Raw genomic sequence first — 25291 nt, 5'->3', positions numbered from 1 at the left:
TTTATTATTATCTTCATATATAAAAGACAAACCTAGTTTTATCAAAGGATAGTTTCATTGCGTGTTTGGTTTTTGTTTTTTCTTGGGATGATAGGCTTTATTACCTCGGGCTCTTATTCTGTTTTAGCTAAAGAAACTGATGCGGTTATCAGTAAACAGGATCAAACGACTATTTTGTCAGACAGTGATCACTATGATGGCCGTAAGGAACTGCTTTTGGGGTTGCGTATTAAACTGGCACCTGGGTGGCATACCTATTGGATTAATCCTGGCGATGCGGGGGAACCTGCCTCGGTCTCTGCCCAAATAAATAATTCTGGTGCTCAAGAAGGCAAAATTATGTGGCCGTCACCAGAGCAATTAACCGAAAATGGTTTAATGTCTTATATTTATAAAGGAGACGTTATCTTACCATTTAAAGTTTTGGTACCTGATGATCAGATTGGTAAAGATTTAAATTTTAAAGTTAAAGCCAGATGGTTAGTTTGCGCAGATGTTTGTATCCCAGAGGAAGGGGAGTTTGTTTTCGATTTACCAAAGGGACAGGCATCTATTTCACCAGACGCTTCTCTTATTCAACAGGCTTTATCGAAAAAACCAAAAAAAAGTCCATGGGATGTTTATATTACCTCATCAGGAAAGTTATGGGTAAAACAGGAGGGCGTTGATCCTGCACATATAACCAAAGCATGGTTTATGCCAGAAAAAAGCGGTATAATCGACCAAGTTGCATCTCAAACACTTTACGTAAAGCCAGGTTTGCTAACCTTAGATATTCCTTTGGCAGTTAAAAAAGAATTACAGCAACCTGTTCATGGTGTTTTAGCCATTCAAGATGGCCAAAATCAAATACAGCATTTTTCGGTTCAAGCCAAAGTTGCACCTTTATCAACGCCTGTTCAAACGAGTTTACTTCTTTTGATCGGCAGTGCTTTTTTAGGTGGAATTTTATTAAACCTTATGCCTTGTGTATTTCCTGTTATTGCGATGAAACTCTTATCACTTAGTCGTATTGGGCAAGAACACATAAACGTGCGATATAAGAGCAGTATTGCTTATACAGCAGGCATTTTATGCTGTTTTATTATAATGGCATTTGCATTTGTAGGACTGCGGTGGATGGGATCGCAATTAGGGTGGGGGTTTCAATTTCAATCTGCGGGATTTGTTATTTTGTTATGCTGGTTACTTTTTGTCATTTCTTTGAATTTTCTTGGCGTATTTAACGTTCAATTTTCATTAAACAATACAGGTCCAGCAGGTAGATCATCAGAGTATTCCTCTGACTTTTTTACTGGCTTACTAGCGGTCTTGGTTGCAACGCCTTGTACGGCTCCTTTTATGGGGATAGCGATCGCAGGGGCATTGAATGCACCTTTGTGGATAAGTATTTTGATTTTTGTTGGTATGGGATTAGGGTTGGCATTACCTTATGTTTTATTTGCATGCGTTCCTTCTTTTGCACGTATCTTACCACGTCCAGGTCTGTGGATGGATATTTTAAAACAATTATTAGCGTTCCCATTATTGCTTAGTTGTTTATGGTTGGCTTGGGTTGTTTATCAACATCAGCAACCAATGAGTTTTTTTGTATTACTCAGTGGATTTACAGGCCTAGGATTTGTTTGTTGGGCAATAGGATTAATACAACAGCTTTATATGCAAGGGATTTATAGAGTCTTTCGGATTTTCTTTGGTATTTTAATTGTGCTTATTTTGTGTTTACTCGGTGGTGGATTTTATTTTTTTGTTCATGATCAAAATGGTAAAATAGAAACACAATTAAAAGAAAATGTAATGACTTACTCTGCGCAAAAACTTGAATTGTTACGGAAGGATCATAAACCAGTTTTTATAAATATGACGGCTTCTTGGTGCTTAACTTGTATGGTAAATGATAAAGTTGCTTTGTCTTCTACAAAAGTACAAGAGGCGTTTAAACATCAGCATATTACCTATATGGTTGGGGACTGGACGCAGTATGATAAATCTATTGGTGATTTTCTCAAGGCGCATGGAAGAGAAGGGGTGCCGTTATATATTTACTATCCAGCTTATGGAAAACCAAAGATTTTACCACAGATTTTAACGTCTAATATTGTGCTTAGTTATTTGTCTGACTTAAAAAAATAGATTTTAAAAAAGCTGTATAATCAATAATGATCGATTTTTTCTTTTATTAAAGCACAATTATTTGAATTAGAATAATTTTCAGAATGATGATAAAACGACCACAATAATATATAAAAATAAAGGTTCAAGATAATGAAAGTTGGGTTGTTTATCCCTTGTTATATGGATGCGTTGGAACCAGAGGTTGGGATATCAACCTTAAAATTACTAGAGCGTTTTAATGTCGATGTGACTTATCCTTTTGATCAGACCTGTTGTGGGCAACCAATGACCAATACAGGGTGTCATAAAGAAGCTGCGGAAACAGAAAAATTATTCGTCAAGAATTTTGCCGAGTTTGATTATATCGTGATGCCTTCTGGCAGTTGTACTAACCAAGTAAGGCATCATTTTGATGCAATTGATCAAACCAAAGAGGTGCAACATGTTCGTAAAAACACCTATGATTTAGTCGAATTTCTACATGATATTTTAAAAGCAGATGCTTTTCCGTGGGCGACCTTCTCTCATAAAATAGCTATTCACTATAATTGTAATGCGTTAAGAGGATTGCGCCACGCCAGCATGTCTGAAAGGCGAGAACCATTTTTCTCAAAACCCAAAGATTTATTATCAAAAGTCAAAGGTATAGAATTCGTAGAGCTGGAACGTCCAGATGAATGTTGTGGATTTGGGGGGACTTTTTCTGTGTTTGAAGAAGGGGTTTCAGCCAAGATGGGGCAAGACAAAGTCATGGATCAACATCGCAGTGGTGCGGAATATGTGATTTCTGCAGACAGCTCTTGTCTAATGCATCAAAAGGGCTGTGCGATGCGTATGGGGGTTAATTTGAAATATGCGCATATTGCTCAGATCTTAAACGGAGATTTGTCATGAGTGCATTACAAGACGAAGCTCAACCAAGAGGTGCAAAAATCAAAGGTAACAAGCCTGTTGATCAATTAGAAGCCGCCAACCGTTTTATTGCAGCTTCTGCACATCAAAAAATGCATGATGAACGCTTATGGGATTTGCGAAAAAAACGTGATGCGCAAATGCATCTCGTTCCTGAATGGGAAGAGTTAAGAGAGCTAGCCTCAGATATTAAATCGCATACTTTGGATCATTTGGCAGATTATTTAGAAGAGTTTGAACGTAATGCCAAGGCCAACGGCGTACATGTGCATTGGGCCAAAGATGCTCAACAAAGTAATCAGATAATTACTGATATTTTAAAAGAACATAATGCCAAGACACTGGTCAAAAGTAAATCAATGTTGGGTGAAGAATGCAGATTACGCCAGCATCTAGAAGAAAACGATATTCATGTCATTGAGACAGACTTAGGAGAACGAATTCAGCAATTAGACCATGAAGATCCCAGTCATGTCGTGGTGCCAGCAGTTCATAAAACCAGAACCGATGTTTCCAAAGTGTTTGTCAAAACACTTAATGCTGAGCAGGGGAATAATGACGTTCACTATTTGGCGGAGACACAAAGGGAAAATACACGTCCTTATATCCTCAATGCTGATGCAGGAATGACTGGAGGGAATTTTCTGGTTGCTGAAACGGGTGCTGTGGTGGTTTGCACAAACGAGGGGAATGCTGATCTTTCTGCTAATACGCCGCCTTTGCATATTGTGACGGTGGGGATTGAAAAAATTATTCCCAAGATGGAGCATCTGGCAGTTTTTATTCGACTGTTATCACGCAGTGCTTTGGGGTCTCCGATCACGCAATATACTTCTTATTTTCGTGGCCCTCGTAAAGGGGGAGAAATGCATGTGGTTTTGGTGGATAATGGTCGATCAACCCGTCTTGCCAGTAAGAAATTCAAAGCAGGATTAAAATGTATCCGTTGTGGTGCTTGTATGAATACATGCCCTGTTTTTCGTCGCAGTGGTGGTTTAAGTTATGGCAGTGTTTATGCAGGGCCTATTGGATTAATTTTAAGTCCTACTTTTAATACGCATAAATATCGGAATTTACCTTTTGCATCGACTTTGAATGGCAGTTGTACGAACGTTTGTCCTGTAAAAATCAACTTACATGAACAGGTTTTTGCTTGGCGAGAAACATTGGCAGATGAAAAAGAACTCTCTTTATCAAAGCGAATTTTAATGACTGCGATGGGTAAGTTATTAGCCCACCCCAAGGCTTATCGAACTGCAGTGCAAACAGGGGATAAGGTTTTATCGTATTTGCCACATTTTGTTGTTTATAACAAACTTAATGCTTGGGGAAGGCAAAGAGATTTGCCGCCAGCACCCAAAGAAACTTTTCACAGTTGGTATGCAAAAAATTATAAAAATAAAGGAAAAACGGATGAGTAGTCGTGAGTTCATTTTAAACCAGATCCGTGAATCTTGTAATGCAGAGCCTCCTGTTGGGCCGAACGTTCCTTTATTTCATAAAGATTCATTTGATATTGTCGAGCAGTTTAAACAATCTTTACTGATTATGGGTGGAAAGATTATTGAAAAAGGTCAAAATGACCCTTTCGAATTTGTAAAAGCGAAATTGGAGGATGTTAAAGTTATTTGTTCACTAGTACCAGATATCGAAGGAAATAAAAAATTAACAGATAATATGCATCCCAAAGAGTTGCAGGATATAGATTACGGTGTTTTACGTGCGAGTTTTGGTGTTGCCGAAACAGGTTCGATTTGTTTAACGGATCAGGATTTATTGATTAATACGTTGGGGTATTTGCCTCAACACTTGATTGTGTTGCTTGATCCAAAACAGATCGTAGAGAATTTACATGATGCATATGCGCGTCCAGAATGGAAACAAATTCACTATGGGGCGTTGCATAGTGGACCTTCTGCTACCGCCGATATTGAAGGTGTATTAATTAGAGGGGCACAAGGAGTGCGTTCTTTATCTGTATTATTGATTGCATAATTTTTTAGGATTGTTTTTAGTTATCCTTGTTGTAATTCCAGGTATCAATAATTTACATTTAAATATTGTAACTATTTATATTTAATAATCGTAAAGACTGAATAAACCTTTACGATTATTGAAAAAAATTAATATTTATCGGGAACAGCTGAAGCTGGTAAAGTGCCTAGACTGCCCGTTGGCAGTTGATTTACTTTTGCTTTTTCAGGAGAATATTGTAATTTTTCTGATGCTTTGACGCTATCAGGTTTTCCACCTGGGAATACTGCACTAAGATCTTCATCGTCATTAGAACTAGATGGAGTGGTTGAATTATTCTTGTTTGTTGAATTGGGTGTTGCTTTTGTAGGTGCTGTTACAGCTCCAGGTTTACCTAGATCTTGAGTTTGGATACCTCCAGAAACAGGAGTGCCCGTTGCATCCACAATCCAATTTCCCAAATGCTTACGGATTTGGAATTCAAGCTCTACATTCATATCTTGCATCAGCTTTTGCGTTGCGTCATATAAATTACCTTTACTGCTGGCAGCACCTTTGGATGAATCTATATCATATGTATGATTAACACTTGCTTGAACAGAGGCAACTTTTTGGTTGTTGTTATTATAAATGGATAAGGTAGCATCCATTTGTCCATAAATACCGTTATGCCCTTGTTCTTGAAGGGAAGCACGGTTAATTGTAAAGACACCTTTTCCAGAAGAACCACGTGCTTGAAAGCGTGTATTAGCCATATTTTGCAAAGCAGTAGCAGGTAAAATAGGGCTAAGATTGGTAACATCACGATTATATTGTTGATTTTGTGATAAATTCTGCACATCCATTTGACTTACATTTAAGAAAATGGGGGTCAGATAATCATAAGTCAAAGGCGCAAATGTTTTAGGATCGTCATGAGAGCAAGCGGTAAGCCCAATTATGGGTGTAACCAATAATAATGCAGAAGCACATAATTTCAATTTTAATGAAGTTGTGTTTTTTTGGTTTGATGACATTTGATATTCCTTATGTGCAGAAAAAAGAAAATAACGACTTAACAATATTAAACGCAATTATAGAGATAATTTTGACAAGATACAGATTTTATTTTGTTGATTGAATTTCATTTTGGTTAAATACAAAATTATATCGACAAAATTCACAAGTCATAGTGATATTCCCTTCTTCATTCATACTCTCTAAATCGTTCTGGTTAAATGTTTTTAAGATATTTTGCAGACGCGAACGTGAGCAACGACAACCATAAGAAACAGGTTTAGGATTACCTATTGTAATGGGGGTGCTATTAAATAAACGATAAAGTAAATCATTATTACTTAAGTTGGTGTCTAATACTTCTTTTGCTGTGACTGTTTCAGCTAGAATGGTTAATGTATTCCATTCTTCTTCGTCATTGGTAATTTCTGCCTTATCCTTGAAAACAATAGAAGGGTCACTGGCAATTTTTTCTATAATTAACCCAGATGCTTGCCAACCTTCAGAAGTTTCTTCGCAAAATAACCGTATCCAGCTGTTTAATTGCTCACTCGTTTCAAAATAATGGCTGGCCATTTCTGATAGGCTGTTACCTGTGATTTCAACCATTCCTTGATAGCTATCTTTGTCATTACGTTGATCAACAGTTAAAACAAACAAGCCTTTTTCAAATAATTCTAACGCTGTTGCTTGTTTAGGAAGCAAGTCGAGTTTTTCTTTATCATAGCGAGCGTAAAAGCGTAGCTCACCATTATGCGTGCAATCTACGACTAATAAAGAAACAGCACCTTCCCCTTTTACCTGAAGCGAAAAAGAGCCTTCGAACTTAAGAGCTGCTGCTAGTCCTGAGACCAGAACCAATGCTTCACCTCCTAATTTTGAAATCGCATAAGGATAGTTGTGACGTGATAATAAAGTATTTGCCAATCTATCGAGGCGAACAAGCCGCCCCCTAGCAGAAGGGAAGAAAAAAGGCGTAATCCCTGTCGGGATGGTTAAATCAGGAACATCAGGACGATCAGAAATATGTGTATGTTCATTCATAAATTATGCTTCTTTGTATCGCTAAAGTTTTTTTAGTTACTTGTTGTTTGTTTTAACAGTTCTTCTTTGGATTTTTGGAAATCTTGCATAAATTCTTTATTTGCATGTAGCCTTGCAACAATTTCAGCACCTATGATACGCCCAGCATCCACATCGCTTTGCCAGTGTGCACCACAAATGACGCGACTTTGACCAAAATCATATCCTCTTTGTAAAATTTGATTTTGTTTTTGAGGAAACATTTCAGAAAGAATCAAAGCAGTTGACCACCCTAAAGCAGAGTGCCCAGAAGGATAAGAGCCGTCTTTCCTGAGCAGTTTATCATCTTGGGGCCAACAGGTTTGTGTTTTATAATATACAAAAGGTCTGATGCGTTGATAATGATTTTTAGCAATATCGGTACCTAAGAACCCACTATCAACCATTATGTGACGTAATAGATAATAAGTGTTTGGGGTTTTTTCTTTGGATATTACAATCCCCAAAGCCTGAGCAAACGGTTTTCCAATATTACTATCGGCAAGGTTAGCATCCGATTGAGCCAAAGCCCATCTTGGGGTGTTTATCAAGGTATGACCTTGTTTATATGCGGCTTGGTCTGCTAAAAAAGCAGGGCTGTCTTGTTGGGGAGGGGGAGGTAAAAGGGCTAGACTATTAGCAACGTCATCACGGTTTAAATAAGATTTATAGGGCTCGCTGGGTTTGGTTTGTAAAATAGAGTTGCTTTTTGCAGCAAAGGTATTTGATGTGAAACTTAAGACAATGCTTCCAGCGACAAAGAATATCGCTTTTGTTGAAATAGACATTATTACTCCCGTAAATAGACTGTATTTGTCACATAATTTTTTTTGATATTATTATTTTGATATGGTTATAACTAATTTAAAAATTAGTTTAATAAATTAGATATACTCGTTTTTATGGCTTTTAAACAGTGTTTTTTATTATATGCTAGGTCACTGATTTTGTTAAATCTTAAATATGTTTTATAAGACCAAGCTGTGCGACCTAACTCATTGCAGTTTGCACCATCAAAATTACCAAATAAAAGGGTTTTTAATAAAGATTTAGGTTTTTGAAACACTTCCATTTTCCATAAGTCGTCCGTTAAAAAACGAAAAATAATAATGTTAGGTTGTACAAGAGTGAAATGTGATACGTAATTTGAAGGATCACCCCAACAATCTATAATGAGGTTTGGAGGGTAAGGAAAAATTGTAACTGTTTCTAATAATAGACCTTTTTGTGTGACTAATGAAATAATTAAAGAGTATGTTTCATCTCTGTCATATGAGGAAAAAAGAATATAATAATCTATTGTCTTAAAAGCCTGATCTAAAAAGGTTCCTTTTATAATGCATTCTGTCTGATAACCATTGATATAAACTCTGCTTTGCCCGGTGTAGCCATCATTGGGTTTGAAAGTAGGCCTGATACAGATCTCATTTGTGTTTATAATATCGTCTTGCATGGATTGAGCTCATTCAGAAGGAATAAAAAAGGATCTATAAATATTATAGATCCTTTTCATTTAAGCGTAAAACTTCTTAAGGATTTTACTTAGAGCCATAGCTTCGCCAATCATTGCCCATCATAGACCAGATTAAAATGGCTTTGTGAGCATGAAGACGGTTTTCAGCTTCATCGAATACGACTGATTGACTGCTTTCGAAGACTTCTTCAGTTACCTCTTCACCAATGTGAGCCGGTAAACAATGTAAGAATATTGCATCCTTAGCAGCTAAGTTCATTAACTCACGATTAACTTGGTAAGGGCCTAATGCTTTGAGGCGTGCTTGTTTCTCATTATCACTATCTGACATGCTGACCCAAGTATCGGTTACAACAGCATCTGCGTTACGAACGGCTTCTTTGGGATCATTCGTGACATTGATTTTTCCACCATTTTTGCTGGCCCATTCCAAGACTTCCTTAGATGGAGCATAATTTGTTGGAGTTGCAAGGTTTAATGTGAATTCGAACTGTGTAGCAGCTTCTATCAAAGAACTTGCGACATTGTTTCCATCTCCAAGCCAGGCCAAGGTACGCCCTTTGATAGAGCCTTTATGATCTTCAAAAGTCATAATATCAGCAATAATTTGTGATGGGTGAGAGGTGGGAGTTAATCCATTAATGACAGGGACAGAGCTAAGCTCTGCAAGGCCTAACAAATCGTCAGTACATCCCGTTCTTAATACCATAGCATCTACAAAACGAGAGAGGACGCGTGCAGTATCAGCAATAGTTTCCCCACGACCAATTTGCATGCTATCCGTTGATAAAACAACAGAATGCCCACCTAGTTGATGAATACCCACTTCAAATGAAACGCGTGTCCGAGTTGAGGGTTTAGAGAAGATTAAAGCAACATTTTTACCTTGTAATGGGGCTGCGGGATGCAAAGGGTATTTTCTATTCTCTTGCATATCTTTCATTTGCTTGCCCAATATTATCATGTCTTGAAGGTCTTGTTTAGACAGATCACGAATATCAAGAAAATGTTTATATTTTTTATCTTGAGCGCTGTTTTTTTGAGAATTTGATAAACTGCTCATGGGCTTTGTTCCATACTATTTTGTAATTGTTGCGCAGCTTTGGCCAAACGATTTGCTCCTTCTTGGCATTCTTCTTCTGATACAATCAAAGGAGGAACAATTCGCACTACATTATTACCTGCGGCAACGGTTAATAAATTTTGATGCAAGGCTGCATTTTGAACTTCAACAGGTGCTAACTTGCCTTTTATCCCTAACATTAAGCCTTTACCTTTGACTTCTTCATAAATAGATGGGTATTGCTCAATGAGTTTTTGCAGCGCGTTTTTTAAATAATTTCCTGTCTTCGCAATATGATCCAAGAAACCAGGCGCAAGTAAAATGTCTAGCACTGCGTTTCCTGCTGCACATGCCAAAGGATTACCTCCAAATGTTGATCCATGTGTTCCAGCGGTTAAATGTTTGGCGATAGATTCTTTGGCTAAGAATGCTCCCATAGGAACGCCTCCTGCAATTCCTTTTGCCAAAGACATGATGTCAGGTTCAATATCCGTCCATTGATATGCGAACATTTTTCCAGTACGACCCATACCACATTGAATTTCATCGAAACCAAGGTATAGATTTTTATCATCACAAATTTTTCTAAGTTCACGTAAAAAATCTGTTGGAATGACATTAATTCCACTTTCACCTTGAATAGGTTCAATCAAGAAACCAGCCGTATGTTCATCAACAGCATTATGTAAGGCTTCTAAATCACCTACAGGTATATGTTTGATCCCAGGAAGTCTTGGTTCGAACCCTTCTAAATATTTAGGGTTTCCCGTAGCAGTTAATGTTGCCAAAGTGCGACCGTGAAAAGCATTTTCAAAACAAATAATATCCGTACGTTCTGGATGTCCATTTTTAAATTGTGCCCGACGTATGCCTTTGATTAAGCCTTCATTGGCTTCAGCACCAGAGTTGCAAAAGAAAACACTATCGGCAAAGCTGATCTCTACCAGTCTTTCTGCCAGTCTTTCTGCTTGTGGAATGCGATATAAATTAGAAGTATGTAAGACAAGCTTGGCTTGCTCAGCTATGGTTTTGGTTAGGTGAGGGTGATTATGTCCAATTGAGGAGGTCGCAATCCCAGCACCGAAATCCAAAAATCGTCGGCCGTCTTCCGTAATAAGCCAAGCACCTTGACCTTGCGTAAAAGCAAGGTCTGCACGATTATAGGTAGGCATAAGAACGGAAATCATAGTAACTCTTCTTTGTTAATTTTTTGATTAAATAAAAGAATCATATTCTGTTATTGTATTAATAATGTCAATTTCTTCTTGATGTTTTTATTTATTTATTCTTATATTTTACAATATAAAATAAATATGTATAGATCTTTTGATAGAGTAACTGCCTGTGAAATTTCCTGATCTGCAAGAATATACGATGATGTATTTATCTCGGTATAACAATACCGAAAAAGGATTATTGCGTGTTTTAAAGGCCAGGTTGCAACGTTGGGCGATTAAGGCTGAAAAAGAAGGAATAGAATCTTCACAAATTAACAGCAAATTAAGGCAAGGGTATCAAGAAATACCTGATATTATTGCTAAAGTGAAGCAGCTGGGGATTGTTAATGATCAGGTTTTTACCGAGCACAAAGTGAGTTCTTTGATCAGATCAGGGCGTTCTCAAAAGGTCATACAAAATAAATTATTACAAAAAGGTGTTGCTTTTGATGTTGTTCAATCGGTATTAGATCAGTATCAAGATAAGGATATAGAATTACTTGCCGCTTTGGTTTATGCAAAAAAAAAGCGTATAGGTCCGTTTCGTCGCGTTGATCGCGAGTTTAATATAGAGACCAAACAAAAAGAGCAATCCTCTTTTGCTAGAGGAGGGTTTTCTTTTGCGATGACGGATAATGTTTTGTCTATGGAGCTTGTCGAGGCAGAGGAAATGATACAAAAGCTTCGGTCTTTATAAAGATAATTAGGGTATTATGGAATGGCTATACTCAGATCATTGATTGTATTTGTGTTTTTATTACCCTTACTTGCGGCTTGTGGTGGCCGCAGTTATAGCGGAAAGCTACAATGCGCTCCTTATGCGAGAAAGCTTACAGGGGTTGATCTTAGAGGATCTGCATATTCTTGGTGGTCACAGTCTCAAGGGAAGTATTCTCATACAAAACAACCTCAAAAAGGGGCTATCTTAGTATTTCGTAAAACCTCTAAATTGCCAGATGGACACGTATCTGTTGTAAAGAAAATCAAGGATTCACGTACAATTATTGTTGATCATGCAAACTGGGATGCACAAAGAATTAATCATAATGCTTCTGTGGTAGATGTTTCCTCTCGTAATGATTGGTCGTTGGTTCGTGTATGGTGGCCACCAATCAATAAATTAGGAACCAGGAAATATCCAACCTATGGGTTTATTATTCCAGGAAAAACTTAATTCTATAAGCAGTGAGGTTATCTCTTTTAGGTAAAGATAATACTTTGTTTTGAATAGAGCCTTTTGTTTGTAAAAAATTATAATGAGTAAACATGACTCTCGGTTCTTCGTTGTTAAAAAATTTTTATCAACCCGATATCAGAATAAAAGGTAAGATGATAATCTTTTTGGTCTATGAGATGCTTCCAAGGAATATTCTTTGTAATTAATGTAATATTTTTAATTTTGCATAGAACAAAAAATTATAGTATTACCCAACCAATCAGATTATGGTATGTTTCTTAATGATTTTATATAATATTTGGTTGTGATGTTTAAATGATTTGAATATCATTTTAACCCAAACATAAATATGAGGATACTATGGGTAGCTTAAGTATTTGGCATTGGCTGATTGTATTAATTGTCGTTTTATTATTATTTGGCGGTAAAAAAGTATCCACATTAATGGGCGACTTTGCCAAAGGTATTAAAGATTTTAAAAAGAACATAGCCGAAGAAGAAACATCGTCTAAAGGGTCTGACACACAACCCACTAAGACATTATCTGCATCAGATCACAAAGATGAATCTGTATCCTTTAATGAAAAAGAAACAACGACTGTATCTTCTGATTCTGATAAAAAATAATACTGCCAAAAGATAAAGTTCTTTTGAAGGGCAACGATAAGGAATATAGAGCCGTTTATGACTGTGATTTTTCAAAATGGTCAGCCAATTTCTCCTAAAGCAAGAGGAAGTGTGACTGCACTAGGGAATTTTGATGGTGTGCATCGTGGCCATGCATATTTATTACAAAGCTTACATAAGCAGTGTCCAGATCGTTCTTTGTCTGTTGTAACTTTTGAGCCTCATCCACGCCAATTATTTTTCAAAGAAGATGCTCCCTTTCGATTAACCAATGCTGAAGAACGAAATGCTGCTTTGGCTGCGGTCGGTGTCGATACGATTTTTCAAATTAATTTTAATACTGATTTTTCTTCACTTAGTGCGCATGACTTTGTTCATAAAATCCTTCAAGAGCAACTGGGTGTGACTCATGTTGCTTGCGGTGAATGTTTCGCATTTGGTAAGGGGCGTAGTGGAAATATAGATTACCTTGCATCCGAGACAAAATCTTTGGGAATAGGGTTAACGGTTGTGCGGCCTTTGGAGGATGAAAAAGGGATTATTTCCTCTAGTCGTATTCGTCATTTATTGCGCAATGGACATCCTAAACATGCAGCGGAACTATTGGGACGTGTTTGGAGTGTCCAAGCGATTGTTCAACATGGCGATAAACGTGGCAGAACGATTGGATTTCCCACCGCGAATTTATTGATGGGCGAACATGTAGAACCAATGTGTGGGGTTTATGCGGTTAAAATAGCTTTACCAAGTGGGGAAATACATACAGGGGTTGCCAATGTTGGATATCGTCCTACTTTTGGTCATCATAATGAATGCCGCCTCGAAGTACACTTGTTTAATTTTGATCAGGATATTTATGGTCAGGAAATAAAAGTATGGTTGCATCAATTTATTCGTGCTGAAAAACGTTTTGATGGTCTTGATGCATTAAAGCAGCAAATTACAAAAGATGCGTTGGATGCAAAAGAATTTTTTAATGCTCTTGAACTAATTTAATAATTTGTTGATTATGAATTGAAAATAATCTGTTAAATAGGGTATTTCTGGCTTTTAGTTGCTATTGATCTTTAATTTTAAAAATTAATAGTTTTTTTATTTATTATTGTTACAGTTAGAATGACATTATGACTGAATCCAAATCGACCGATCTGTATCGTGATACAGTATTTTTACCGTCTACTTCCTTTCCTATGCGTGGTGGCTTACCTAAAAAAGAGCCTGAGATTTTGGCTCATTGGAAGAAGATAGGGTTGGATGCAGCCATACAGAAAAAATCGTATGAACGCTTGGCTGCGGGTCATAAAGTTTTTACGTTGCATGATGGCCCTCCATATGCAAATGGTCATTTACATATTGGTCATGCACTTAATAAAATTATCAAAGATGTCATTAATCGTTCACACCGAATGAATGGTGAAGTTGTTCGGTATATTCCTGGTTGGGATTGTCATGGCCTTCCTATTGAATGGCGTATAGAGGAACAATACCGTAAAGCGGGTAAAAATAAAGATGATGTTCCTGTTTTACAATTTCGTGCAGAATGCCGTAATTATGCCAAGGAATGGTTGACAACCCAATCTTCTGAATTTCAACGATTAGGTGTTCAAGGCGAATGGGAAAATCGTTATGCAACTATGGATTTCTCTTCTGAAGCAACGATTGTCGAGGAAATTGGTCGCTTCTTATTAAATGGCAGTTTATATCGTGGCTTGCGTCCTGTTATGTGGAGCCCCGTTGAAAAAACAGCTTTGGCAGAAGCAGAAATTGAATATCACGATCATACATCTGTGACGATCTTTGTTGCTTTTCCAATTGCTAAAGATTTAACCTCTAATCATGTATTAGAGGGTGCTTCTGCGGTTATTTGGACGACGACCCCTTGGACTATTCCAGCAAACAGAGCGATAGCATACAATAATGACATTAATTATCAAGTGATCATTGTTAATGCTGCTAGTGAGGAATCCCACGTAACTGTAAATGCTAAGTTTTTAATAGCACAGGATCTTGCTGATTCATTTTGTCAACAAGTTGGTATTACAGATCACGCTATTTTACATACATTTTCGGGGCATGAATTAAAAGGCTCTGTTGCAAAGCATCCCTATCATGGCAACGGATTTGATTATGATGTGCCTTTATTAGCAGGTGAATTCGTAACAACAGAGGCTGGAACAGGGTTGGTTCATTGTGCGCCTGCGCATGGTGAGGATGACTTTTATCTTTGTCGCGACCATCAAATTGGTGTTGATGAATTGGTTCAAGATGATGGTGTATATGCTGATACTGTTCCATTATTTGCTGGTATTCACGTTTTTAAAGCAGCAGAGCCCGTTTGTGACCAACTTATAGAATCTTCTCAAAAAGCACGAGCAAATGGAGAAGCTTTTACGGGGTTAGTTGCAAGATCTTCTATTGTTCACTCTTACCCACATTCATGGCGTTCCAGAGCACCAGTCATTTATCGTGCCACACCACAATGGTTTATTGCGATGGATGATGATAGGAAAATTCGTCAAAATGCGCTGTCTGCATTAGAGGACGTTACCTTTGTTCCTGCTCAAATCCGTAATCGTTTGACCAGTATGGTGGCTTCTCGTCCAGATTGGTGTATCAGCCGTCAACGCGCTTGGGGCGTTCCTATTGCTGTGTTTGTCAATAAAGAAACCCGTGAAGTATTACGTGATGCAGATGTGATGCAACGTATTGTTGAGGCCTTTAAAGTCGAAGGTGCTGATGCTTGGTATACCTCACCAGCTTCTCGCTTTTTGGGGGATGGGTATAATGCAGATGATTTTAATCAAGTATTTGACATTGTTGATGTTTGGTTTGAAAGTGGTTCAACCCATGCGTTTGTGCTTGGTCAAGATAAGTTAAATTTCCCTGCTGACTTATATCTCGAAGGTTCAGATCAACATCGTGGTTGGTTCCAATCTTCTTTATTAGAATGTGTTGGTACGCGCGGTGTTGCTCCTTACAAAACGATTGTCAGTAATGGTTTTGTGATGGATGAACAGGGACGTAAAATGTCTAAATCTTTGGGAAATGTTGTTGCCCCACAGGAAGTTAATGATACAATGGGCGCAGATATTTTACGTCTTTGGGTCATGAATTCGGACACAAATGATGATTTGCGTATTGGCAAAGAAATCCTAAAGCAACAAGGCGATTTATATCGCAGACTACGTAATACCTTACGCTGGTTACTTGGCGGTTTGGACGGGTTTACTGATGCAGAGAAAGTGCCTTATTCAGAATTACCAGAGCTTGAAAAATGGGTTTTACATCGTTTAACCGAAGTCAATCAAGTCATTCAACAAGCAATAAAAACCCATGAGTGGGTTGGTGTTTATCCAATGTTACATAATTTTTGTAATGTTGATTTATCTGCCTTTTATTTCGATATTCGTAAAGATGCTTTATATTGTGATGGTCGAAGTAATCTTCGCAGAAGGGCAGCTAGAACTGTTTTAGATATCTTACATCGTTGTTTATGTGCGTGGCTTGCCCCTGTATTGTGTTTTACTGCAGAAGAAGCATGGGCGGCACGCTTTGGTGAAGAGCAAAGTATTCATTTAGAAGATTTTCCAACACTTCCTGCACAGTGGCATGATAAAGAGTTGGCTGCACGTTGGGTTCAAGTTCGTGCAATCCGTCGTATTATTACCACAGAAATCGAAAATGCAAGAAGAGAAGGCGTGATTAAATCTTCCTTACAGGCAGCTATTGAGCTAAGTTTCTCTGATAAAGAAGCCGCTTTGTTTGGACAATATGATTGGGCTGAATTGGTAATTGTATCACAAGTGGACATCAATGTCGTGCCTGGTTCTGCTTCTCTTTATACTGAGGAAGAAGAACAATTGGGTGAACCTCATGCTCCTCCTGTTATAACGATTGCTTCTGGACAAAAATGTGCACGTTGTTGGAAGGTTTTGGATGAGGTTGGTGAAAGTGCTGATCATCCAGAATTATGCTTACGATGTGTTGATGTGGTTAGTTAGACGATTGTAGATCGAATGAATAATGTCTTAAAATTTTCTAAAAAATCACGAAAATGGCTATTCGGATTGATGATATTATTTGTTGTGCTGGTTTGTGACCAGCTCAGTAAATATTGGATTTTGAATATTTTTGACTTGCCAGAAAAAAGATCTGTCGAGATACTTCCTTGTTTGAATTTCACCATGGTATGGAATAAAGCCATTACGTTTGGAATGTTGGGTGATGTATTAGGTCAATATGCCCCAATCATTTTTGCAGTTTTAGCATTTTCTATTGCAGTTGGTTTGTTTGTATGGATGATAAGAGCATCTAAGCTATGTGTTATTCTTAGTTTAGGGGCAATTATAGGTGGTGCTGTCGGAAATATTATTGATCGTGTACGTTTTGGGGCCGTTGTGGATTTTATACATCTTCATGTTAACGGTTGGTCGTGGTATGTATTTAATATTGCCGACAGTGCAATTGTTTGTGGCGTAGGTATGTTGTTAATTGATGCTTTTTTCCGTCAAGGGTCAAAGTATTAGTCAATGTGTCTATTGAATGTTTGTTGATTTTTATTGTTAGTAAAGGGTGAGGCAAATTATGGTGCATAAGTTAAGCCTGAATTATTTGATGCCAGTTGGCTGTCTTATGACGGTGTTTCTTCTTTCTGCATGCTCAGGAGAGGATGTTTCTCGTGCTTTTGGGCTGAAACGATCAATGCCTGATGAATATACGGTGACGACGCGTTCACCGTTATCTATGCCTCCGTCAGAGAGTTTATTATTACCTGACAGCAATGCTGGACGTCCTGCAGGGCAATCTATTCGTCAACAAACGTTGGAAATTTTATCTCCTGATGTGGCGTTGGATAGAGATAAAGATGTTCCAAGTGCAGGGCAATCTGAGTTGGTTACTCAAGCAACACAATCTGCTGACACATCTCGTCAGCATGAGTTGGTTACCGATCAGGGATTTGTTGATCAAATTATGTTCTGGGACAGTGGTAAACCTGCTGATTTAGCAGTTGATGGGGCTGCTGAAAATAAACGTTTACATAATAATTTAAGCTTAGGGCTCAGCCCAGATCATGGGGCAACGCCGACGACAACAAAAAAATAAGGTGAATAATGTTTAGAGAAGATACAATCAAAGAGAATTCGTCTTCTCCAAAACAGAATAAAATTCGCCAATTATCCGAGCATACAATTAATTTAATTGCTGCGGGTGAAGTTATTGAACGTCCCGCAGCAGTTGTTAAAGAACTTGTTGAAAATGCTTTGGATTCTGGGGCGAATCGTATTGTCATTCATCTCATTAATGGAGGCATAGACCGTATCCAAGTGATGGATAATGGATGTGGTATGTCTTCTGATGATTTATCTCTAGCCATAGAGCGTCATTGTACTTCTAAAATTATAGAAGAAGACTTGGTTCAGATTAAAACGCTTGGGTTTCGTGGTGAGGCATTACCTTCTATTGGTGCGGCAGCACGGTTAAAAATTATTTCACGTACGATGGATGCCTCACAGGCCTGGCAAATTCACGTTGAGGGTGGAAAAACAAAAGCCGTATCGCCTGCGGCGGGCCAATGTGGCACTCAGGTTATTGTAGAGGATTTGTTTTTTGCTACGCCTGCTAGGCGTAAATTTTTAAAAACACCTAGGGTAGAATTTTCTCGTTGTGAAGCAATGATTCAACGGTTGGCAGTGGCTCGACCTGAGGTGGCTTTTTGCTTGATTAGAGATGATAAAACGATTTTTGACCTTCCTATTCAAACGCGTAAAGAGCGAATTTTATCTATCTTAACCGATATTCGTGAAGAGGAATTAATCTTTATTGATTTCCAACGCGAAGAGTTGCACTTAACGGGGTTTATTGGTGCGTCCTCTGTTAATCGATCTACAACGAATGGTCAGATTATGGTTGTTAATGATCGCCCTGTTGTAGATCCCGTCATGCAAACTGCTATCCGTGTTGGATATAGAGATGTGTTGGAAAAGGGACGACATCCAGTTGTTGCTTTATTTTTAACGGTGCCTATGGATCAATTAGATGTAAATGTTCATCCTGCCAAAACTGAGTTAAGATTTTCTGATGATGCCGCTGTTCGTGCCCTATTAATTGGCAGTATACAAAAAAGTTTAGCGATGGGGGCAGGGAATAGTGGCGTTCATCCTGAATCGTTACAAGTAGTTCCTAGGCAATATCAACAAAAAGCGTCTAATATTCAATATCCTTCTGTGACACAACGTCTTTTTTCTGAACCGAATGATTTGTCTGTTATCCAAACTATAAAAAGTCAGGAAAATTATACTTTTTTAAATGAAGGTGCTTTGTCTGTTCGAGATGTAGATAGTGCTTTGGTGCAGTTTTCAAAGTCTAATGGTGTGTCTAACCACTCAGAAATTAATTTGCCACTGGGAACTGCCATTGCCCAGATATTTAAAACTTATATCTTGGCTGTGACTACTGAAGATGAGTTTGTGATGGTTGATCAACATGCAGCGCATGAACGATTAACTCATGAAGCCTTAAGAAAACAATATTTGGAGCAGGGGATTCGTTCTCAACCCTTATTGTTACCAGAAGTCGTTGACCTAACGGATTCTCAGATACAATGTTTACTAGAATTCAAGGAAAATTTAGAGGGGTTGGGTATAGAGCTTGAATCTTTTGGAGGTAAATCAATTTTGGTAAGAGCATTACCTCAGTTATTAGGACCTATTTCAGCAAAAGAGTTGTTAACCGATCTCGTTGAAGAGCTGGAAGCAGATGAGCAAGCCAATCCAAATGAGGCAGATTCTTTGCATCTTCGCCTGGATGCTATTATATCAAGGATGGCCTGTCATCATAGTGTTCGGGCGGGGCGCATGTTAAATACGGATGAAATGAATGCGTTACTTCGTCAAATGGAGGAAACACCGCGAGCAGGGACTTGCTCTCATGGGCGTCCAACTTGGCTAAAATGGTCTAAAAAAGACATAGAAAAACTATTCCATCGTTCTTAAAAAAACTCTGAAAGCAAAGGGTATGATAGAAAAAATGAAATCATTTCTGGGCAATTTTGTTATAAAGATGTATAAACTTCCTATTATCGTATTTGAATCAATTAATTAATGAGAATACCGTGCACACAGTATTGCTTACACTCGTAACTTATTTGCCCTTACTCGGGGCTTTAACAATCTTCCTGATGCGTGGATCTTCTGAAGAAGTGGCACGTACCGCCAGATGGATAGCCTTATGGACAAGTGTTGTTGTCTTTGGTTTGTCTATCGTCATGTGGAGCCTTTTTGATCCAACACTACCTGGGTATCAATTTGCTTATCAAAGTGAATGGCTTGCAGGTTTTGGCGTGTCTTATCACGTCGGTGTCGATGGAATCAGTCTATTCTTTATTATTTTATCTACTTTGTTAACCTTGGTAGCAATTTTATCTGCATGGCAAATGATTACGGATCGTATTCGTGATTATATGGTTGCTGTTTTATTGTTGGAAACTACTCTTGTTGGGTTATTTTCTTCATTAGACATGGTCGTATTCTATTGTTTTTATGAAGCTACCTTAATCCCAAGCAGCATGCTTATTGGGATTTGGGGTGGACCAAAACGTATTTTTGCATCTTTACAATTCTTCTTATACACATTTACTGGCTCACTCTTTATGATGATCGGTATCTTGTGGATGTGGGTTCATACAGGTACAACTGATATTCCTGTATTAATGCATCAATCCTTCTCTGGAACAGTTCAGGGGTGGTTATTGCTTGGATTTGTATTGGCTTTCGGTGTCAAACTCCCACTATTTCCACTCCATGCTTGGTTACCTTCTGCTTATACTGAAGGTCCAGCACCAACGACTTTGTTGGTTTCTGGTGTTATGTCAAAGGCTGGCGCTTATGGATTGCTGCGGTTTGGCGTATTGATGTTACCAGAAGCATCTCATCGTTATGGGATGTTGATTATGATATTAGGGGTTTGTGCCGTAATTTATGGTGCAATTATTGCGTTGTCTCAAACTGATATTAAACGCATGATTGCTTACTCTTCTTTTTCACATATGGGCTTGATTGCTATTGGTTTATTCTCGTTAACTCCCGAAGGTATTAACGGGGCCCTGATGCAAGTAATTTCTCATGGGGTAACAATTGCAGCATTATTTTTATGTATCGCAGCAGTAACTTACCGTGTTGGCTCACGTTCCATTACAGAATTTGGTGGTGTTGCTAGTAAAATGCCAAAATTAGCTTTATTGGCAATGATCTTTATTATGGCGAATGTTGGCCTACCAGGAACAGGTGCCTTTGTTGGTGAATTACTTGTTATGGTTGGGGCGTTACAAGTTTCTTTCTGGATTGCATTATTGGGCGGATCCACCATGATTTTAGGTGCAATTTACACCCTAGTTTTATATCGTAAAGTTATCTTTGGAGGGGTTGTTAAACCTGCTGTAGATCATATGCGTGATCTTAGTGTCAGAGAGTTAACAATTTTGGTTCCACTTGCTTTGATCACACTGTGGATGGGAATTTATCCCAACAGCTTTCTGTCAGTATTTGATCCTGCAGTAATGTCTTTTACGTCTTCTGGTAGAGTGGCCGAGCTAACGTCTCATGCTTCTACAGTTGCTGTAAACAATATTGATGTTCATCAAATAGCTGTTCGCTAAAATGTGAAGGATTTTCTTCCTTTAAATGCTTTAAAGCCCATTGCAGCCCTTGGCTTTGCAGTGGGTTTTTTTTATGATGGTTTATAATTTATAACAAAGGATTATCTTAATGGCTCAGGATAAAGCGTCTTATCAATATATAGGGATTGGTATTCAGGCAACTGGAAATCGTCAAGAAAGTGATTCTATGGGAGCGGTTGAAGTTCCAGCAGATCGTTATTGGGGCGCACAAACACAACGTTCTTTGCACCATTTTAATATTGGTGGTGACGTTATGCCTCGTGAGGTTTACCATGCTTATGGAATCGTTAAAGGGGCAGCAGCCGAAGTAAATGCAGCCGCAGGACGTTTGGATAAAACGCTTGCTCAAGCAATTGTACAAGCCTCAAAAGAGGCTACAAAAGGTGAGTTAGACGACCATTTTCCTTTGTGCGTATGGCAAACTGGATCGGGCACACAGACTAACATGAATGCAAACGAGGTTATTGCTAATCGTGCGATTCAATTATTAGGTGGGCAAATAGGATCTAAAAAGCCAGTCCATCCAAATGATCATGTGAATATGGGACAATCTTCTAATGATAGTTTCCCAACGGCAATGCACGTGGCAATGGTTTTGGAATTAGAAAAGAAATTTTTCCCAGAATTAAATCAATTGGTCAAAGCAATTGAAGCTAAAGCAGAACAATGGTTTGAAGTTGTGAAAATTGGCCGTACACATTTACAAGATGCAGTTCCTTTGACTGTTGGGCAAGAATGGTCTGGCTGGGCTTCTCAATTAAAAGATGGTTTACAACGTGTTAAAGAAGCCGAAAGAAGTGTTTTTGAATTGGCCGCTGGTGGCACTGCCGTTGGAACAGGAATGAATGCTCCAAAAGGATTTTCTAAAGCCATTGCGGCAAAGATTTCTGAAATTACAGGCCAACCTTTTATTACAGCACCAAATAAATTTGCAGCTTTGGGTGGGCTTGATGGTATGGTTGCAGTGATGGCAGCATTACGTGGAATTGCAACGATTTTGATGAAAATAGCTAATGATACGCGTTGGTTAGCCTCAGGCCCTCGCTGTGGATTGGGTGAGCTTCATCTTCCTGAAAATGAACCGGGTTCTTCTATTATGCCAGGAAAGGTCAATCCTACACAATGCGAAGCTATGATTATGGTTTGTACACAAATTATGGGTCTTGATGCTGCTGTTGCAATTGCTGGATCTCAAGGAAACTTACAATTAAACGTGACACGCCCATTAGTAATCATGAATGCTCTACATGCTTCTCGTTTGTTAACCGATGCAGCCAAAGCTTTCCGTGAGTTCTCTGTTGAAGGAACAACTCTTAATGAAAAGCGCATTCAACATTATATTGATAACTCATTAATGTTGGTAACTGCATTGGCACCAGTTGTAGGTTATGATGGAGCTGCAAAAATTGCTCATTTGGGAGATGTTGAAGGGTTAAGCTTGAAAGAGGCCGCTTTAAAAACAGGTCTTTTGGATGAAAAACAATTTGATGAACATATCAAACCACGCCTTATGGCTGGTGATGGTGTAGAAGGGGCTTAATACCTTCTTTTTTAAATATTTTCTTTTATTATAAAGTAGTTAATGTATTTGATTAACTACTTTATTTTTTTATTCTACTAAAATAATTAGTAATTTTTTTTATAATTGATAGTTTTTAAATATTAGTCCCTTTCTTAAAGCGCCAACAACAATTTTATTAGAAAATGAATTGATTTCATTAGTCTATTTAAAAAAAGGAGGTGCAAATTTTGCTTGGGAACATATTATAAGTATTATTAATATTTAATATGTTGGTTAGTGACGACAAAAACAATATATTATTATTTCTGATCGTGTGTTTACTTCATAGGAACAAAAAAACTGTCGATTTTACTAGAGCAAAATTGCATCAGTAAAAGTAGAAGATACAAATATTTTATCATGAGATGATGGGGAAATACTATTTTTCAAATATCTAAAGAGTCCACTGTGCCAGCATGTTCTTGTATAAATTGAAAACGCATTTCGGATTTTTTCCCCATGAGATTAGAAACACGTTCTTCGGTAAAATCCTTATCTTCATAAGGAATAGTGACCTTTAATAAAGTTCTATGCTTAGGGTCCATGGTTGTTTCTTTAAGGTCTTTTGGAGGCATTTCACCTAGACCTTTAAAGCGTGAAACCTCTACTTTACCACGACCTTGACTGAGCTTATTTTGCTTTTTATCTTTATCTTTATCATCCATAGCATAAATACTTTTTTCACCCTGGGTCAATCGATAAAGAGGTGGTTGAGCCAGATAAAGTTTTCCTTGGTTTATGAGTTCAGGTAATTCTTGGTAGAAAAAAGTCATTAGAAGAGATGCAATATGTGCACCATCAACATCAGCGTCAGTCATAATAATGATGCGACCATAGCGTAATTTTTCGATATTAAAATACGATCCAATTCCACATCCTAGCGCCTCAATTAGATCTTTTAACTCTTGGTTATTATTCAGTTTTTGATTGGATGCGCTGGCTACGTTCAGAATTTTTCCACGTAAAGGTAAAATTGCTTGTGTCTCACGGTTACGCGCTTGCTTTGCAGAGCCACCAGCAGAATCACCTTCTACAATAAATATTTCTGTAACAGCTGCATTCTCTTTGGTACAGTCAGTTAATTTACCAGGAAGGCGTAACCGTCTTGTAGCGCTCTTTCGAGGAGTGTCTCTAGCTTCTTTGCGACGTAAACGTTCTTCCGCTTTTTCTAAAATTGCAAGGAATAATGTATCTGCTTGGCTTGGGTCTGCAGCTAACCAATGGTCTAGACGGTCTCGTAAAGCGGTTTCGACAAGTTTGATTGTTTCTTTGGAGCTGAGTTTTTCTTTAGTTTGTCCTTGGAATTCTGGGTCGCGAATAAAAACAGATAGTTTAGCTGCTAATGAACCTAGGACATCATCTCCTGTAATAATTGATGTACGTTTATTAGAGCGTTGATCCCCCCATGTTTTGATGCCTTTAAGTAAAGCATTTTTAAAACCTTGCTCATGAGTTCCCCCAAGAGGCGTAGGGATAGTGTTACAAAAAGAGCTTAGCGAAGAATCACCTTTTGTAAGCCAAGCAATAGACCATTCAATACGGCCTGTATCTTTGCCTTGTGCATCCGTTGGTAAAGCAACATCGCCCGACCAAATAGGGCAGATTAAATTATTTAGGTCTATTTCTTCCCTTAAGCTGTCCTCTAAACCATTAGGAAAATGCAGTGTTGCCTGTGCAGGAACGTCACTGCCTTTAAGAAGGGATTCGTCACATGACCAACGAATGGTAACCCCTTTGAATAAGAATGCCTTAGCACGGCAAAGCTTAAAAAGTTGTTTAGGTGAAAAGTTAATATCGCCAAATATTTCTGTATCAGGGATAAAGCTGATTTGAGTCCCACGGCGATTTTGTACAACACCTATTTTTGTTAAAACAGAAGTTGGATTACCACGGCTATAGGTTTGTTGCCAAAGGATTTTATCTCTGGCAATCTCGACCTCCATCCACGAAGATAGAGCATTAACAACTGAGGAACCAACGCCATGTAATCCGCCAGCTGTGTTATAAATTTTATTAGAAAATTTTCCACCTGCATGTAAAGTTGTAAGGATAACTTCTAATGCAGATTTATCTTTATATTTTGGATGAGGATCAACGGGAATCCCACGACCGTTATCTCGAATAGTTAATTTATTACCAATATCTAAACTGATTTGAATAATACTTGCAAATCCACCAACAGCTTCGTCCATGGAGTTGTCAAGGATTTCTGAGGCCATATGATGATATGCTGCCTCATCAGTACCACCAATATACATACCAGGTCGTCTGCGAACCGGCTCAAGCCCTTCTAAAACCTCAATATCTTTTGCATTATAATCACTAGAGGTCGAAATAGAGGGCTGTTCTATGGATGGTTTGGAGTTATCAGAAGAAAATAAATCACTCATATTAGGACTGTTCCCACGAAAGGTACAATTTCATAAATTATTTTCTTCA

The 25291-nt window shown here is 38.1% G+C and carries 20 protein-coding genes and 1 pseudogene; 14 read left to right on the top strand and 7 right to left on the bottom strand.

From position 1 onward, the window contains the following. Positions 1-57 precede the first annotated feature (57 nt). The 4 genes from QMN76_RS04090 to QMN76_RS04075 all read left to right on the top strand — a co-directional run bounded on the left by QMN76_RS04090 (position 58) and on the right by QMN76_RS04075 (position 5022). Positions 58-2133 (top strand): protein-disulfide reductase DsbD domain-containing protein, encoded by a 2076-nt coding sequence (locus QMN76_RS04090; protein WP_282023698.1) that lies wholly within the window; start codon positions 58-60, stop codon positions 2131-2133. 132 nt (positions 2134-2265) lie between these two features. Then, positions 2266-3009 carry a (Fe-S)-binding protein gene (locus QMN76_RS04085; RefSeq protein ID WP_282023699.1) on the top strand — a complete coding sequence of 248 codons (744 nt, stop codon included), beginning with the start codon at positions 2266-2268 and terminating at the stop codon, positions 3007-3009. Further along, positions 3006-4448 (top strand): lactate utilization protein B, encoded by a 1443-nt coding sequence (locus QMN76_RS04080; protein WP_282065750.1) that lies wholly within the window; start codon positions 3006-3008, stop codon positions 4446-4448. Before QMN76_RS04085 ends, QMN76_RS04080 begins: the two co-directional genes overlap by 4 nt. Continuing rightward, the gene (locus tag QMN76_RS04075; protein ID WP_282023701.1) at positions 4441-5022 is read left to right on the top strand and encodes a LutC/YkgG family protein; all 582 of its coding nucleotides are present in this window, start codon (positions 4441-4443) and stop codon (positions 5020-5022) included. The genes QMN76_RS04080 and QMN76_RS04075 overlap by 8 nt, the downstream gene beginning before the upstream one ends. A gap of 128 nt (positions 5023-5150) precedes the next feature. On the opposite strand, the gene QMN76_RS04070 is transcribed toward QMN76_RS04075, so the two are convergent. From QMN76_RS04070 to QMN76_RS04045, 6 genes are all read right to left on the bottom strand, one after another. Further along, the gene (locus QMN76_RS04070; protein WP_282023702.1) at positions 5151-6017 is read right to left on the bottom strand and encodes a hypothetical protein; all 867 of its coding nucleotides are present in this window, start codon (positions 6015-6017) and stop codon (positions 5151-5153) included. A gap of 88 nt (positions 6018-6105) precedes the next feature. Then, complete coding sequence (hslO, locus tag QMN76_RS04065; RefSeq protein WP_282023703.1) at positions 6106-7041, bottom strand: Hsp33 family molecular chaperone HslO; 936 nt, start codon at positions 7039-7041, stop codon at positions 6106-6108. A gap of 32 nt (positions 7042-7073) precedes the next feature. Further along, a complete protein-coding gene (locus QMN76_RS04060) occupies positions 7074-7847 on the bottom strand; it encodes an acid phosphatase (protein ID WP_282023704.1) in 774 nt (257 codons plus the stop codon). A gap of 83 nt (positions 7848-7930) precedes the next feature. Continuing rightward, a complete protein-coding gene (locus QMN76_RS04055) occupies positions 7931-8512 on the bottom strand; it encodes a hypothetical protein (RefSeq protein WP_282023705.1) in 582 nt (193 codons plus the stop codon). 85 nt (positions 8513-8597) lie between these two features. Then, on the bottom strand, positions 8598-9596 hold the full coding sequence (gene argF / locus QMN76_RS04050) for an ornithine carbamoyltransferase (protein ID WP_282023706.1): 999 nt from the start codon (positions 9594-9596) through the stop codon (positions 8598-8600). After that, positions 9593-10783, bottom strand: a complete 1191-nt coding sequence (locus QMN76_RS04045; protein ID WP_282023707.1) for an aspartate aminotransferase family protein — start codon at positions 10781-10783, stop codon at positions 9593-9595. Before QMN76_RS04045 ends, argF begins: the two co-directional genes overlap by 4 nt. Positions 10784-10940: 157 nt before the next feature. Here QMN76_RS04045 and QMN76_RS04040 point away from each other — a divergent pair, with 157 nt between their 5' ends. The 10 genes and pseudogenes from QMN76_RS04040 to fumC all read left to right on the top strand — a co-directional run bounded on the left by QMN76_RS04040 (position 10941) and on the right by fumC (position 22831). Next, positions 10941-11510, top strand: a complete 570-nt coding sequence (locus QMN76_RS04040; protein WP_034336123.1) for a regulatory protein RecX — start codon at positions 10941-10943, stop codon at positions 11508-11510. A 21-nt stretch (positions 11511-11531) separates the two neighbouring features. Then, on the top strand, positions 11532-11987 hold the full coding sequence (locus tag QMN76_RS04035) for a CHAP domain-containing protein (RefSeq protein WP_034336126.1): 456 nt from the start codon (positions 11532-11534) through the stop codon (positions 11985-11987). Positions 11988-12350: 363 nt separating this feature from the next. After that, a pseudogene (locus QMN76_RS11010) lies at positions 12351-12509 on the top strand (twin-arginine translocase TatA/TatE family subunit); the annotation flags it as partial. A 165-nt stretch (positions 12510-12674) separates the two neighbouring features. Beyond that, on the top strand, positions 12675-13613 hold the full coding sequence (locus tag QMN76_RS04025; RefSeq protein WP_282023708.1) for a bifunctional riboflavin kinase/FAD synthetase: 939 nt from the start codon (positions 12675-12677) through the stop codon (positions 13611-13613). Between the two features lie 128 nt (positions 13614-13741). Beyond that, on the top strand, positions 13742-16618 hold the full coding sequence (ileS, locus tag QMN76_RS04020; protein ID WP_282023709.1) for an isoleucine--tRNA ligase: 2877 nt from the start codon (positions 13742-13744) through the stop codon (positions 16616-16618). 15 nt (positions 16619-16633) lie between these two features. Beyond that, positions 16634-17143: a signal peptidase II gene (gene lspA / locus QMN76_RS04015; RefSeq protein WP_034336132.1), complete on the top strand. Its 510-nt coding sequence runs from the start codon at positions 16634-16636 to the stop codon at positions 17141-17143. A gap of 106 nt (positions 17144-17249) precedes the next feature. After that, complete coding sequence (locus QMN76_RS04010; RefSeq protein WP_282023710.1) at positions 17250-17720, top strand: DUF3035 domain-containing protein; 471 nt, start codon at positions 17250-17252, stop codon at positions 17718-17720. A gap of 8 nt (positions 17721-17728) precedes the next feature. After that, positions 17729-19609 carry a DNA mismatch repair endonuclease MutL gene (gene mutL, locus QMN76_RS04005; RefSeq protein WP_282023711.1) on the top strand — a complete coding sequence of 627 codons (1881 nt, stop codon included), beginning with the start codon at positions 17729-17731 and terminating at the stop codon, positions 19607-19609. 119 nt (positions 19610-19728) lie between these two features. Then, positions 19729-21270, top strand: coding sequence for a complex I subunit 4 family protein (locus QMN76_RS04000; protein WP_084051483.1), 1542 nt, complete (start codon positions 19729-19731; stop codon positions 21268-21270). A gap of 109 nt (positions 21271-21379) precedes the next feature. Then, positions 21380-22831, top strand: coding sequence for a class II fumarate hydratase (gene fumC / locus QMN76_RS03995; protein WP_034336137.1), 1452 nt, complete (start codon positions 21380-21382; stop codon positions 22829-22831). A 407-nt stretch (positions 22832-23238) separates the two neighbouring features. Here the strand turns inward: fumC and parE are convergent, their stop codons facing one another. Beyond that, positions 23239-25242: a DNA topoisomerase IV subunit B gene (parE, locus tag QMN76_RS03990; protein ID WP_282023712.1), complete on the bottom strand. Its 2004-nt coding sequence runs from the start codon at positions 25240-25242 to the stop codon at positions 23239-23241. Positions 25243-25291 lie beyond the last annotated feature (49 nt).

Source organism: Commensalibacter papalotli (ex Botero et al. 2024) (assembly GCF_947179115.1).
GTDB classification, from domain to species: Bacteria; Pseudomonadota; Alphaproteobacteria; order Acetobacterales; family Acetobacteraceae; genus Commensalibacter; species Commensalibacter papalotli.
This window is presented reverse-complemented; position numbering and strand designations above follow the sequence as displayed.